The 13,145-nt window shown below is 42.3% G+C and carries 15 protein-coding genes; 2 read left to right on the top strand and 13 right to left on the bottom strand.

Annotated elements, in window-relative coordinates; all coding sequences use genetic code 11:
- Positions 1-36: 36 nt before the first annotated feature.
- The 7 genes from T344_RS31685 to T344_RS0100160 all read right to left on the bottom strand — a co-directional run bounded on the left by T344_RS31685 (position 37) and on the right by T344_RS0100160 (position 7,098).
- The gene (locus tag T344_RS31685; protein ID WP_278246127.1) at positions 37-171 is read right to left on the bottom strand and encodes a hypothetical protein; all 135 of its coding nucleotides are present in this window, start codon (positions 169-171) and stop codon (positions 37-39) included.
- A gap of 71 nt (positions 172-242) precedes the next feature.
- Complete coding sequence (locus T344_RS0100185; protein ID WP_004629896.1) at positions 243-1,928, bottom strand: [FeFe] hydrogenase, group A; 1,686 nt, start codon at positions 1,926-1,928, stop codon at positions 243-245.
- A gap of 134 nt (positions 1,929-2,062) precedes the next feature.
- Positions 2,063-3,934, bottom strand: coding sequence for an NADH-quinone oxidoreductase subunit NuoF (locus tag T344_RS0100180; protein WP_027627040.1), 1,872 nt, complete (start codon positions 3,932-3,934; stop codon positions 2,063-2,065).
- Complete coding sequence (locus T344_RS0100175; protein WP_027627039.1) at positions 3,931-4,407, bottom strand: complex I 24 kDa subunit family protein; 477 nt, start codon at positions 4,405-4,407, stop codon at positions 3,931-3,933. The genes T344_RS0100180 and T344_RS0100175 overlap by 4 nt, the downstream gene beginning before the upstream one ends.
- Before the next feature lie 225 nt (positions 4,408-4,632).
- Positions 4,633-5,028 carry a pyridoxamine 5'-phosphate oxidase family protein gene (locus T344_RS0100170; RefSeq protein WP_027627038.1) on the bottom strand — a complete coding sequence of 132 codons (396 nt, stop codon included), beginning with the start codon at positions 5,026-5,028 and terminating at the stop codon, positions 4,633-4,635.
- A 26-nt stretch (positions 5,029-5,054) separates the two neighbouring features.
- Positions 5,055-6,155 (bottom strand): aldo/keto reductase, encoded by a 1,101-nt coding sequence (locus T344_RS0100165; RefSeq protein WP_027627037.1) that lies wholly within the window; start codon positions 6,153-6,155, stop codon positions 5,055-5,057.
- A 193-nt stretch (positions 6,156-6,348) separates the two neighbouring features.
- Entirely contained in the window at positions 6,349-7,098 is a 750-nt protein-coding gene (locus T344_RS0100160; protein WP_051571493.1) for a M48 family metallopeptidase, read from the bottom strand.
- Between the two features lie 246 nt (positions 7,099-7,344).
- On the opposite strand from T344_RS0100160, the gene T344_RS0100155 reads away from it, so the two are divergent.
- The gene (locus T344_RS0100155; RefSeq protein WP_051571492.1) at positions 7,345-7,968 is read left to right on the top strand and encodes a putative ABC transporter permease; all 624 of its coding nucleotides are present in this window, start codon (positions 7,345-7,347) and stop codon (positions 7,966-7,968) included.
- Here T344_RS0100155 and T344_RS0100150 read toward each other — a convergent pair.
- From T344_RS0100150 to T344_RS0100130, 5 genes are all read right to left on the bottom strand, one after another.
- A complete protein-coding gene (locus tag T344_RS0100150) occupies positions 7,924-8,574 on the bottom strand; it encodes a GyrI-like domain-containing protein (RefSeq protein WP_027627034.1) in 651 nt (216 codons plus the stop codon). The genes T344_RS0100155 and T344_RS0100150 overlap by 45 nt on opposite strands.
- Before the next feature lie 329 nt (positions 8,575-8,903).
- Positions 8,904-9,446, bottom strand: a complete 543-nt coding sequence (locus tag T344_RS0100145; RefSeq protein ID WP_027627033.1) for an AAA family ATPase — start codon at positions 9,444-9,446, stop codon at positions 8,904-8,906.
- 58 nt (positions 9,447-9,504) lie between these two features.
- Positions 9,505-9,840, bottom strand: coding sequence for an arsenate reductase family protein (locus T344_RS0100140; protein ID WP_027627032.1), 336 nt, complete (start codon positions 9,838-9,840; stop codon positions 9,505-9,507).
- Positions 9,841-10,347: a GNAT family N-acetyltransferase gene (locus tag T344_RS0100135; RefSeq protein WP_027627031.1), complete on the bottom strand. Its 507-nt coding sequence runs from the start codon at positions 10,345-10,347 to the stop codon at positions 9,841-9,843. It abuts the gene before it with no gap.
- 119 nt (positions 10,348-10,466) lie between these two features.
- Positions 10,467-11,108, bottom strand: coding sequence for a PilZ domain-containing protein (locus T344_RS0100130; protein WP_027627030.1), 642 nt, complete (start codon positions 11,106-11,108; stop codon positions 10,467-10,469).
- Between the two features lie 380 nt (positions 11,109-11,488).
- Here T344_RS0100130 and T344_RS0100125 point away from each other — a divergent pair, with 380 nt between their 5' ends.
- On the top strand, positions 11,489-12,226 hold the full coding sequence (locus tag T344_RS0100125) for a DUF8091 domain-containing protein (RefSeq protein WP_027627029.1): 738 nt from the start codon (positions 11,489-11,491) through the stop codon (positions 12,224-12,226).
- Positions 12,227-12,338: 112 nt separating this feature from the next.
- Here T344_RS0100125 and T344_RS0100120 read toward each other — a convergent pair whose 3' ends face one another.
- A complete protein-coding gene (locus T344_RS0100120; protein WP_154669397.1) occupies positions 12,339-12,812 on the bottom strand; it encodes a hypothetical protein in 474 nt (157 codons plus the stop codon).
- Positions 12,813-13,145 lie beyond the last annotated feature (333 nt).

Genomic DNA, 13,145 nt, shown 5'->3' with positions numbered 1-13,145 from the left:
TTTCCCGGCAGGCAACCATGTTTTCCATGAATTCAACTACTCATTTTCACATCCGCAGCAGTTATATTCCATATCGGTTCTGGCAGCATCTACAACCGAAAGCATCCTGCAAGGGTCATAACCTTTTTCTGCTCCACTTGTGCTAATTTCACAATTTTTCTTTCCAGGCATATTTACACCCCATTTCTTTATTTTCTGGATTTATTGGATATTTTTACTTTGAATTTTTTCATTTAACCTGCTTATTTGTGGTGCCTGTGAAGTATCTCCCTGTTGCTCTTCAATACTCCCTCGTATAGAGCTTCTATGGCCGGGTTGTCCTCGGATCTCTTTATGGGGGATGCCGTATCAACCTTGTATATTCCCCTGGCCCTCTTTCTTCGTACGTCATTGTTCTGGGGAATAGGCTGTCCTGCGCCTCCGACACATCCGCCCGGGCAGGCCATGACCTCGACGAAATCAAACTTCTCCTCACCCCTGAGGATTTTTTTTATGAGGTTTTCAGCATTTTTCAGACCGTGAGCCACACCGATTCTTACCTTTTGACCGTCAATCTCGGCTGTGGCCTCCTTGACACCTTCCATTCCCCTGACTCCCGAGTATGAAATGCCTTGCAGCACAGCAGCCGTTCTTTCCTTGTAGTAGTATCTCAAAACAGCTTCCGAAACACCGCCGCTTACTCCGAAGATGACACCTGCACCGCTTGTGAAGCCAAAGGGCATATCCAGGGCTTCATCTTCCAGCTCGTTGAATACGATACCATTCTCCTGGATCATTATTGCAAGCTCCTGGGTTGTTATGACCATATCCACATCCGGGATTCCGCCGGTCTTGTTCTCAGGTCTTGCAGCTTCAAACTTTTTGGCTGTACATGGCATTATTGCTATCACTATATTTTCTTTTCGGTCATCTTTATAAAGTTTTTTGAACTGCTCTTTTATGACAACACCGAACATCTGCTGCGGTGAACGGCAGGAGGAAACATTGTCCATTAATTCGGGATGCTTCTGTTCGGCATACTTGAACCAGGCAGGGCAGCAGGAACTGAACAGAGGCAGCTTATCCCTGTTTTGTATTCTGTCCATTAGTTCTTCCGCCTCTTCTATAACCGTGAGATCGGCGCCCACCGCCGTATCAAATATCTGATCAAAGCCCAGTTTTCTTAACGCAGCAACTATTTTGCCCATGGTGATGGCGCCGGGTTCCATTCCGAACTCCTCGCCTATGGCCACCCTGACTGCAGGTGCAATCTGTGCGATTACACGCTTGTTCTTGTCCTGCAGGGCTTCATAGGCCCTGTCCATATCCTTCTTTATCATCAGAGCACCGGTGGGGCAAACTACACGGCACTGTCCGCAGTTTACACAGTCAACCTGATGCAGGGCTTTGTTAAATGCAGTGGTGACCTGAAGTTTTGAACCCCTGTATGCGAAATCCAATACCCCGACGCCCTGAATTTCCTGACAGGCTCTGACACAGTCTCCGCAAAGTATGCACTTGTTGGGGTTCCTTACAATCGAAGGGCCCAGATCATCAACAGGCATCTCCTTCTTTTCCTGCCCGAATCTGATCTTCTTGACGCCCACCTTCAGAGCGATTTCCTGAAGCTTGCACCTGCCGCTTTTTTCACAGGTGGTACAATCCCTGTCATGGTTTGCAAGGAGCAGCTCCAGGATCATTTTTCTGTGCTTTTTAAGTTTTTCGGTATTTGTCCAGACTTCCATCCCATCCTTGGGCGGAGTGGAGCAGGAGGTCAGAGTGCTCCCCCACTTATCCTCAACCATGCACATTCTGCAGGCGCCATAGACGCTCAGTTCGGAATGGTAGCAGAAGGTAGGAAGTTCTATTCCCGCTTTGCGTATGACGGCAAGAATATTCTTTTCTTCATTGAATTCAACTATCTGTCCATCTATAATCATGTTTCCCATAAAAATTCTCCTATCTGCGTGCTCAACGTACTAAGTACGTGCACGCTATACTACAGTATTGAAAAGACCCTTGAGTTTTTGAAGCACAAAGATTACAAATCCGTGCAAAGGATGCATCCTTCACCCTCTTTGCGTCAGGCCTCCTTTATGGCTTTAAAGGCACAAGCCTCGATACAGGCACCGCATTTGATGCATTTATCCGGGTTGATGGTGTACGGCTCTTTTACCTTGCCCACAATGGCCTGAACCGGGCAAAGTCTTGCACATTTGCTGCAGCCCTTGCATTTCTCCTTCTCAATTACAATTGAGCCCAGGGCTTTACATGTATGTGTGACACATTTTTTGTCTACAACGTGCTCCACATATTCCTTCCTGAAATACTTCAAAGTACTTGATACGGGACTTGCGGCAGATTTGCCCAATCCGCACAGCGCCGTACTGCTTATGGTGTCGGCCAGTTCTTCCAGCAAATCAAGATCCTCTACGGTACCTTTTCCTTCGACTATCTTTTCAAGGATTTCAAGCATTCTCTTGGTCCCTTCCCTGCACGGAACACATTTTCCGCAGGACTCGTTCTGGGTGAAGTTCATAAAGAACCTTGCAACTTCCACCATACAGGTATCTTCGTCCATAACAACAAGTCCGCCCGAACCGATCATGGCTCCTACCTTTTTCAGGGAGTCAAAGTCCAGGGGCAGGTCCAGGTGTTCCTCTGTAAGACAGCCTCCTGAAGGGCCTCCTATCTGGACGGCCTTGAATTTCTTTCCGTTTTTGATGCCGCCTCCGATGTCGAATATTACTTCTCTAAGAGTAGTTCCCATAGGTACTTCTATAAGCCCGGTGTTGTTAACATTGCCGGTTATTGCAAAGGCTTTTGTCCCGGGGCTGTTTTCAGGTCCTATGCCTTTGAACCAGCTGCTTCCGTTCTTTATTATCAGAGGTACATTGGCAAAGGTCTCAACATTATTGAGAACCGTAGGCTTCTGCCACAAACCCTTTTCAACCGTCCTCGGAGGTTTTACCCTCGGCATGCCCCTTTCACCTTCTATGGATGCGGTCAATGCGCTTCCTTCTCCGCAGACGAAGGCTCCCGCCCCTTTGTTGATGTTTATATCGAAGGAGAAGCCGGAATTTAATATGTTCTTTCCCAGTAATCCGTGTTTTCTGGCATCTTCAATTGCTATCCTCAGCCGCTCCACCGCCAGAGGGTATTCCGCTCTGACATATATATATCCGGCAGTGCTTTTGGTTGCATAACCCGCAATGAGCATGCCTTCAATCACACCGTGAGGATCGCCCTCCATGATACTTCTGTCCATGAAGGCTCCCGGGTCGCCCTCGTCACCGTTACAGACAACATATTTTACTTCGCTGTCCTGTCTGAGCACCTGTGCCCACTTTCTTCCGGCAGGGTAACCTCCGCCCCCCCTTCCTCTGAGGTTTGAATCAATGATTGACTGACATACCTCATCAGGCTTCATTTCAAACAACACCTTGCTAAGGGCTTCATAACCGCCTTTTGCAACATATTCCGCAAAGGATTCGGCATTTATGCTGCCGCAGTTTTTCAGAACCATTCTGGTCTGCTTGTGATAAAAAGGAATGTCCTCCTGTGCCTTATAAATACGGTTTTCAGCACTGTACATCAAACGTTCCACAGGTTCGTTGTGAATGAGTGTCCTTTCAACGATCTCAACACAATCCTCAAACTGAACCCTCAAATACAAATAATTTTCAGGCTCGATTCTAACCAGAGGACCCATTTCACAGAAGCCGTGGCAGCCGCTTTTCTTTACTCCTATTCCCTCTTTTTCATAATCCAGTTCCAGATCAACCAAAAGCTCATGTGCATCTATAAGTTCTCTGATCCTGTTGTAGATTTCAATCGATCCGCCGGCAACACAGCCTGTACCGGCACATACCAGGACCTTTTTTTTCTGATTATCCAGGGCATTTGTCGACTTGGCAGAAAAGGCTTTTAATTCTTTGAGATTGTTTATTTTCATTGTCCTTCACTCCTTAAAGTCCTTAATATTTCAACTGTTGAATCGGGTGTCATTTTTGCGTAGACCTTGTCATTTATGGTGATAACGGGAGCCAGTCCGCAGGCACCCAGACAGGAAACCGTTTCAAGCGTGAACAGCATGTCATCCGTTGTATGTTTGCTGTCACTCAAGCCAAGCTCTTTCCTCATGGCATTCAATATGGGGATGGATTTCCTTACATGGCAGGCCGTTCCGTCACAGACCTTGATAATGTACTTTCCCTTTGGAACAAGTGAAAAATTTTCATAAAAGGTTGCTACGCTGAATATTTTCGAGAGATTGATATCCAGTTTTTCCGCAACGTATTCCATCAGTTCTTCAGGCAGGTACTTGTACTCATTCTGGATCTCCTGCAGAACCGCGATCAGATATGATTTGTTATTATCATATTTTTTTAAGATACAGTCGACAACTTCAAACCTTGAATCGTTCATTTTTATCTCCATTTCCGTTTCCCGTGCCATTTATTTTTTGCCTTAAAAGCAGGTACACTTTGTTATTTTTTTGTCACAGTAATTTTAAGCCCTGGAGTCAGGTATCATCAATGTTTATATAGGGATACAATCGTGAAAAAATATTGTAGATAAGGTAAAGAAAAAAAGCCTGCGAAAGCAGGCTTCAAAGATAAAGATCATTTAAATGGATTTTGGGGTTATATATTAAAATTGAATTGTTTTAGGTTGTCCGGTAAATGATGATATCACCGCTGTTGCATTTTTTAAATAAAATACTTTATACTTTCCATCATCGGCAGCATATAAGGATTTTAACGAGGAATTATCTTCAAGCAGGTGTTGTCTTGCCTCTATTCTGTCGTCCCGGACTGCAATTGCAGTCAGACGGATCCACGAGCCATCCTTAGCCATACCTGAAATTTCAACTTTTGGGTTTTTAATCATTTGAGCAAACACATTTTTTACATTGCTTGTGGAAGTATACAGCTTGCCTTCGAAAATCCCCAATGCACCGAACGGACGTACTCTAGGCTGATCATCGTCCATGGTTGCAAGATAAAATGTTCCGCATTCTCTTAAATATTCCAGTACTTCTTCCATTTCAATTACTCCTTCATTCTTTAATATTACTGGTTTGCGGCATCTCCCCAGACACCTACATCCCTGAGTCTGGCAATTATGGGAAGATGCTGGGTGCACTTGCCTTCACAAATGCCGCATTCAATACACTCCTTAGCCTTCTTGTATTCAATGCCCCAATGATTTTTGAGATTATTTAAAACCTCCTGCTCATTTTGAAGTATCTTGTTGTTATAGGCCAACATGAATTTTGATACGGGGATCTTCTTGGGACAATGTTCACAGTAACGGCAGCCGGTACATAGCTTATCCATGGAATTGAACAGCTTTCCTTCAATTTCCTTCAGCTTCTTTTCATCAAGTTTTTTAAGGTTTTCACCTATATGGCAGCTCTGCACGACTTCTTCAACACTTCCCATTCCGGCCAGTACGGTTGTAATTTCGTCATGGGATGCATTAAATCTCAAGGCTGCATCCACTACGGTTTCGTCATCCTCGCTTCTGATGAAATCAAAATATTCAGCCTTTTGTGGAATCAAGCCCCCGCCCAGCGGGTTCATTACGGCAACACCAAGTCCCTTTTTACAGGCAGCCTGCAAGCCTTTTTGTCTGAATGGAAAATTCAAGATATTATAGCCCACTGTCATGCCCTCAAACAAATCCTCGTTAACAATGGTTTCTATTTCATCACCATTGCAATGGGTTGAAAAAACAATATGCTCTATAAGCCCCTCTTCCTTGGCCTTGAGAGCAGCCTCATAAGCGCCGCCCTTAACCATCCTGCTTTTGAAGTCATCCATATTCAGAATGCACCAGATATGAAAGAAGTTGATTTTTTCAAGATTCATCCGCTTCAGAGAAGTTTCCAGCTGCTCCCTGAGCTTTGCCCCATCTTTCTGGCTGCTTTTGGTTGAGACATAGAACTGCTTTTTCATGTTTTTAAAAGCATGGCTCATTATAAACTCACTGTTGTCATCACAGTAATAAGGCGCCGTATCAAAATAATTGACTCCAAGTTCTCCGGCCTTTACAACAATCTCGGCACACTTATCATAGTCATAGGTATCCCCTGTCTTTGGAAACCTCATTCCCCCAAAACCTATAACGGATATGTCTTTGCCGGTTTTACCATATTTTTTATAAATCATTTTTACCTCCATACTACAACAATTTAATAATACAAGAACTATTGAACATTAGCGGACAAAAATTCATGGTTTTCTTCATACAAAGTTTAGTATAATACCATTTGACTCCTGTGACAATGTATAATCTTATCTAAAAGCCCTGACAATTTTAATCAGATTAAAATAATTTGGGCCTGCTCAATTAATTTTCAACTTAATCAAGAGTTAATTTATTTCCATTTTCCTTCAGCCATTTCCTGTGATTTTTATAGTCAGGGCAGACTTTTCCCACTAAAGCCCAAAAGCTTGAAGAATGGTTTAATTCCTTCATATGACACAGCTCGTGAACTATCACATAATCCATCACTTCAACCGGAGCCATGACCAGCTTCCAGTTAAAATTGAGATTCCCGCTGGAGCTGCAGCTGCCCCAGCGTGTTTTTTGTTCACGTATGGTCACTCTTCCCGGTGATACACCAATCTGCTGCGAATAGGCGGGTAATCTGCCTTCAAGCTTTTTGGCAAACTGTGTTACATACCATTCCCTCAAAACAGCCCTGAGCTCTTCGGGTTTTTCCGGAACTTTATGGTATACTTCCAGGCTGTTTTCTCCCAACCTGACTACCGGCCTTTTCAGCAGCCGGTCTTCAATAAGTTTAAGTTTATAAACCCGGCCCATATAAAGATAGCCCTCTCCGTCAATAAAAGCTCTGGGGCCGTCTGAACCGGCAGCTTGGGCTTCTATTGCAGACAATTTGTCCAAAATCCAGGAAGCCTTTTTTTCAAGCAGTCCCTTTATGGAGGTTTCCGATACCCTATACGGTCCTGCAACAGTTATGGCACCGTTTTTGTCTATTGAAATACCAATGCTCCTTCTGCCGGTTCTTTTAAGTGTATACTTTAACTCCCTGCCTCCAAGCACTATTTTAAGTTCTTTAAACTGATTGCCCACATAGGTTTTCAAATTAACCTCCCAAGCCATTTTATAGCTTTGAGCCGCATAGCGGCAACAAAATGTTTGTAAGTCATTATCCTTTATCGCAATGCGGCGAATATAGGTAGTTATTCAACACGTTCTCAAGTCTGATATTATCAAAGCAAAATTTCCATGTCAACTTTGAGGCCGGGGATTGGAACGCAATACTTTTCAATTTTTCCGGCACTTTTGAATATACATATATAAGGATTAAAATTGGGGTGTTGCTAAACAATGAATATGGTCGTCAAACTCAGGAATGAATTGTCCGGTAAATCATTACTGAATGAAAAATTAATTAATCTTTTTATATGTTTTATTTTATATTCATTTACAGGTTGGGTGGCAGAAACCATATATATGTCAATATATCATGGGCACCTGGTAAAAAGAGGATTCCTGATAGGCCCCCTGTGTGCGGTGTATGGTATCGGATCGGTTTTAGTGGTTTATATCCTCAATCATATCAAATCCCATCCGTTTCTGGTCTTCATATGTGCCGCCCTTATAACCTCGGTGGTAGAATTGTTGGCAGGACTTCTCCTGAATATATTGACATCAAAATGTCTCTGGGACTACAGCGGTGATTTTGCCAATTTTATGGGATATATCTGTCTCAGGAATTCAATTATCTGGGGGGTAATGTCTCTCTTCCTGGTTTATATCATCCATCCCGCCCTGCTGAGATTTATCGCACTGATCCCGGCAAAAGCCAGAGAGGTGATCTGTTTTTCAGCGGTGGTCTGGCTCTCTGTCGATATCAGTATCTCTGTTTATTCCAGCTTGAATGGTGTTAATAACCTGGTATGGCTGTCACAGGTCGTTTCCCGGGGAATTTCTTTCCGCTGGATGCCTTAAGACAGTTCTAAGCTTGTCAGGAGCAGTCTTTCTCGGATCTGACAGATAGATTTCGTGATGCTTCCGCAGCAAACCTGTTGCGTCCTTCAACTGGTTCTGTTCCATAAATTGCCGCATCAGTTCCACAGACTGCGGCTCGGTTGCATATGGTCCCCTGTGGAGAATTTGTACGCACAATCCCTCGGTAAATGTCTCGAACCTTGCTTTTGAAACATCAAGTTCAGGTTTTTTCTTTCTGCAGGTATGGACGGCCCATTCAAAAACCTCGGGAGTTACAAAATCAGGCTGTCTTATCATTGAGGTCCAAAGCCAGTTGTCACGCCTGTGGAAATCAAACGCTCCGTCTTCATACCACCACAGGCCTTCAAGGGGCGGCACCACATATTCAAAATATCCTGCCGGTTGGGCTCCGCTCATCTTTGACATTTTAATTGTAAAAGTAATGCCGTAAAGGATGCCGACAGCCTTTTCATATTCACTGCCATTGGGATCACCTGCCCCATCCACGCATATGAAATTCATGGGAGGGACTTCAATCTGCCGAGGGATTTCCCCAGGCATATAAAGATCTCTGTACTGTTTTTTGAAATCAAATTTTTCAGACATATAATACCATCTCCTCATTTTCAGTCTCAAATTTAGTCTTAAGGAAATTATATACGAGGAAATATGACAACTGATGTCATATTTCATTAAAGTCGTTCTAAATTTAACCTGTTGTGCCAACTAATTTAAATTTTGCTTTACCTGGTGTATTTTTTATGTCAACTGGTGACTTCCGTACTAACTTCATAAAATAAGAGCCCCCAAAACAATTGCAAAAATTGTTTTTAACCGTGCATCTTATTTTATGAAGTTGTCCTCACGTACCAGTTGATCCTAAATAAATCTGTATGTAAAGCAAAACAAAATTTCAACTAGCACAACAGGTTAATTTAATATAGCAATTCTTTGACTGCGCTTACCCTTTCCTCTACAGACAAATCCCCTTCAAGGGACAGGACGGGACAGCTCAAGCCGCCCAGCCAGGCTTTGTGCAAAGTTTTGCTTCTGATCTCCATTCCACCGTCATCATATCTGGAAGCCCATTGGATAAATGCTTTTGAAGCTTCATACATTTCCCCGCCTGCTTCCAGAGCTTCCTTTCCATATCTCTGCCTTTCCCTTTCAATAAGCCTGGACAGCCTTATATCACCGGGAAGCCATAGAAAAACCACAAGCTCAAAGCTGGGAATGAACACATCTCCCCACCCGCATAATGAACCCGAAAGGACCCATTTGTCAGCAGTGTGAATATCCTGTTCAAGGATTTTTCTTCTATCTTCGGCTGGTCGGATGTTTTTAAAAGGGGGCCATGAAGGCAGCCAGAAATAAGAATCGGTGTCAAAGTGCCTGTAACCCAATTCCTTCTCAAGAGCACAGCCCAAAGTAGTTGTACCAGAACCTGACGCCCCAAGAATGTGTATGTGCCTGATCATACTTTCCTCCCGCTGTTTTTTATAATATCAACAAAAGCGTATTGCCGGAAGCAAAACTCTATTCCCAGTCCTTCCATATATCGGGCTGATAACCCACCGTAGCCTTTTTACCGTTTCTGACTATGGGTGAATTATATAGCTTTGGATTTTTGAAAAGCACTTCCTCCGCCACTTTTCCAACGCCGAGATTCCTCATGTTCAAGCGCTCATATTCTTTGCTTTTCTCATTAATTAAAGCCTTAAGACCGACAGCTGATTTAACACTGTCAAATTCACCCTTACTTAGCCCGTATTTATTCAATTCGATGTACTGATACCTGATTTTCCGTTCTTTAAAGTATCTCTCGGCCTTCTGAGTATCAAAACCTTTTGTTCCGAAAATCTGAATATTCATTTAAAATTTCTCTCCCAAAACTTTCAAGTTGTCACCGGTTACCCTGTAAACCATCCACTCGTCCATAGGAACCGCACCCAGCTTTTTATAAAATCTTATAGAAGGCTCATTCCAGTCGAGCACCCACCATTCAAGACGTCCGCAGTTTCTCTCCAGTGCAAGCCCTGCCAGAAAGGCAAGCATAATCTTCCCCATTCCCTTTCCCCTCATTTCGGGTTTTACATATAAATCCTCAAGGTATAAACCTGCCTGACCCAAAAAAGTAGAAAAGTTATGAAAGAAAAGAGCAAAACCGACAGGCTTTCCCTCATATTCTCCTATAATTACTTCGGCTGCCTTTTTGCAGAAAAGTGAATCCCTTAGTCCTTCTTCAGTGGCAACCACCTGATCCAACATTTTTTCGTATATGGCCAATTCCTTAATAAAATCCAGAATCAGGGCAGTATCGCTTTCGTCGGCATAACGAAGCTTAAAGCCCTCCAGTTTCGTGTCGATGAACTTTTTCATGCATACCTCCTGCAAATAGTCTTGCTTCAAACCTCCGTATCCTTTGGAGGTTTGAAGTCTATTGCATAATAAATATAAAAAAATATAGTCCTGATGAACTATATTTTAGCATTAAATCTTTAAAATTTATATCTGGCATTTATCAAATGCCGGTATATCAATTCTTTCTCAGCCTGGACCATATTTGTCAACTGGGCTTCGGTTGAATACATGGAGTTTTTATCCCTGTGGATAATTTGAATGCCGTATTCATTTCTTCCAAAATTTTTAGCTTTTCTAATAACTGTGGCATCATATTTTGAAACAGAATTACTTAAAAATACGTTTATTTCGATCAAGTCGTCGATCTCAAAATCCCCCGGAGAGTATATGCACATGCCTGAATAGCTAAAATCCTTAATACAGGCGCTTTCTCTCTTGTTGGATTCCAATAGCTTTACCTCTCCGAGCAGAGAAGTCGGGAACCTTTCATATTGTCTTTTCTCCAGTTCCTTTGCAATATTGATCACATTGTTGGAACATATTATGTACTGCTCCTCCTTGGGGTTGGCACCTACAACACTTCCCCCGTTAACCGTAAGATTTTCCCTTTCATCCATCATCCCGATCAATACGGGATCCCCTTTTATCATTTCGGCCACATGATTTTCACTATCGCTGATTTTAACGGTAAATATTTTATTGGTATCGCCGCTGATAAAAGTGCAATTAATTGGTTTTAATTTGTTGTAATGTCTTAATACAAGATTTGTTTTTTGCATATTATCACCCTGACTATTATTTTTTGTATATATTAAAAACTACTTCTGCCAAATTCTACTGCGTCTGCTGTGCCTTTCGGGTAAAACAATATATATAACAATCTAAAATAATCCAAAAAAAGAAATCTATTAAAAGAATATCACATAAAATCTGGAGCAACAATACTGTCCATGAAGTATTTAACACATATTTAACCAAAAGCTGCTAAAATTTATGCAAACCCGGCTTAATTTTTGCCGGCAAAAATTATTTGTGCGGAATGGAACTTAGACACTTGATGGCCTGAAATCCTCATTGAATAACTAAATGGATTAATGTAAAATGTTTATCGGACCGTGTTGCATTTTATTGAATCCTTTACATGGCCCGGGAGGTCAATATGGGTACTTCTTATAATTTTGAGCAGGCCTGCGGCAAAGTCATGGACTCAGCCTACCGCCGGGAAGGTATCGGAACTCTGGGAGAAAAAACTCTTCATGCAGTCCTTAAGCACTATTTCGAACCTGATGAAAGCTGCCATGAAATAAAAGTTGGCTCCTATTACGCAGATATACTGAATACTGAAGGAATAACCGAAATCCAGACCCGGCAGTGGAACAAACTGAGGGGAAAGCTTAAGGCCTTTCTCCCTGAAAACAAGGTCACACTTGTATATCCTGTTGCGTATACCAAATGGCTTTTATGGATTAATGAAGAGACAGGCGAAATAAGCAAGAAAAGGCTTTCTCCCAAAAAAGGCTCCGCTTATGATATCTTTTTTGAATTGTACAGAATAAAAAATTACCTGAATAGTGAAAATCTCCGTCTATGCATTGTATACCTGGATATTGAAGAATACCGCCTGCTTAACGGCTGGAGTACCGACGGCAAAAAAGGCTCCTGGCGGCATGACAGGATTCCCAAAGACCTGCAAAAAGTAATTTATATAAACAATAAAAGTGACTACTCCAGACTTATACCCGAATCGCTCCCTCCCCGCTTTACAAGCAGAGAGTTTCAAAAAGCCTCCGGCCTGAGCCTTTCAAAGGCACAAACTGCTTTAAATGTTCTATTTTATGTTGGGGCTGTTGAACGGGTTGGAAAAGAACGGAATATGTTTATTTACGAAAGAAGATAATTTTAAAAGGTATTAAAAGAAAGGTATTAAAAGTACATGTTTGAAATTGCAGGCAAAATGCTTGCAGCGAGCTCTGAAAAATTTCAACCATGTACTTTTTCTATATACATGTCTATATATGAATATTCTGCGCACCCTGCTTCTTAAGAGTTTCTCTGACAATATCCTTATCCCTGGATTCACATTCAACCATCACCACAGAACTTCCCGAATCGATAACAGCCTTTATTTCATGTTCTATATCTCCGGGTACTCCCCAATTTACCATTATCTCTTTAAAATCACTGCCTATACTTCCATTGACCAGACTGACTATGGGACGTGCCTGTATAAGAGGGCCTGTTCCTGCAAGCATAAAACCATTAATTCCTGATGCCGCACCTGTAACTCCTCCCATAAAACCGAAGTAGGGCACCTCCAGGCCGTCCTCATGGTCATTAGCCACCTGTCTCTCCCTGAAGTCCTCCTGGTTCTGATGCCCGAGAACTTCAATTTTAAAACCCTGCCTGCTTAAATATCTGGCCGCTTCAATAGCAGGTGCCCTGCTGATAAAATATCCGGTTGCTATTTCCATATTAACTATCATTCCTTTCGCTGTGCTCAAGGCACAAAAAGTGATGAAAAACTATATCCCTTATCGCAATGTGCGAATAAAGGAGGTTAATTGGCCATGTGCGCTTTCAAAGTATTGGTAAATACTTTGAAGCTCCTCTTGTTGGATCCCAGGAACCTTATGAATTAGTATTTCTTTTATCAATATGGACTATTCGGTAATTTCTTCTAACTTTTTAAGTTTTTATCAGACAAGGCCCTCCCTGCTTCGTAAAATAGGTAACTTATTAACAAATGGCTTCATAAATAATACTGTTGGAGCCATATTTATGCAGTTGAAACTCCCAAACCGGATTTTTGGATTGGC

This window comes from Ruminiclostridium cellobioparum DSM 1351 = ATCC 15832, assembly GCF_000621505.1.
GTDB classification, from domain to species: domain Bacteria; phylum Bacillota; class Clostridia; order Acetivibrionales; family DSM-1351; genus Ruminiclostridium; species Ruminiclostridium cellobioparum.
The sequence above is the reverse complement of the archived record's forward strand: the minus strand, read 5'-3'. Positions and strand labels throughout refer to the sequence as shown.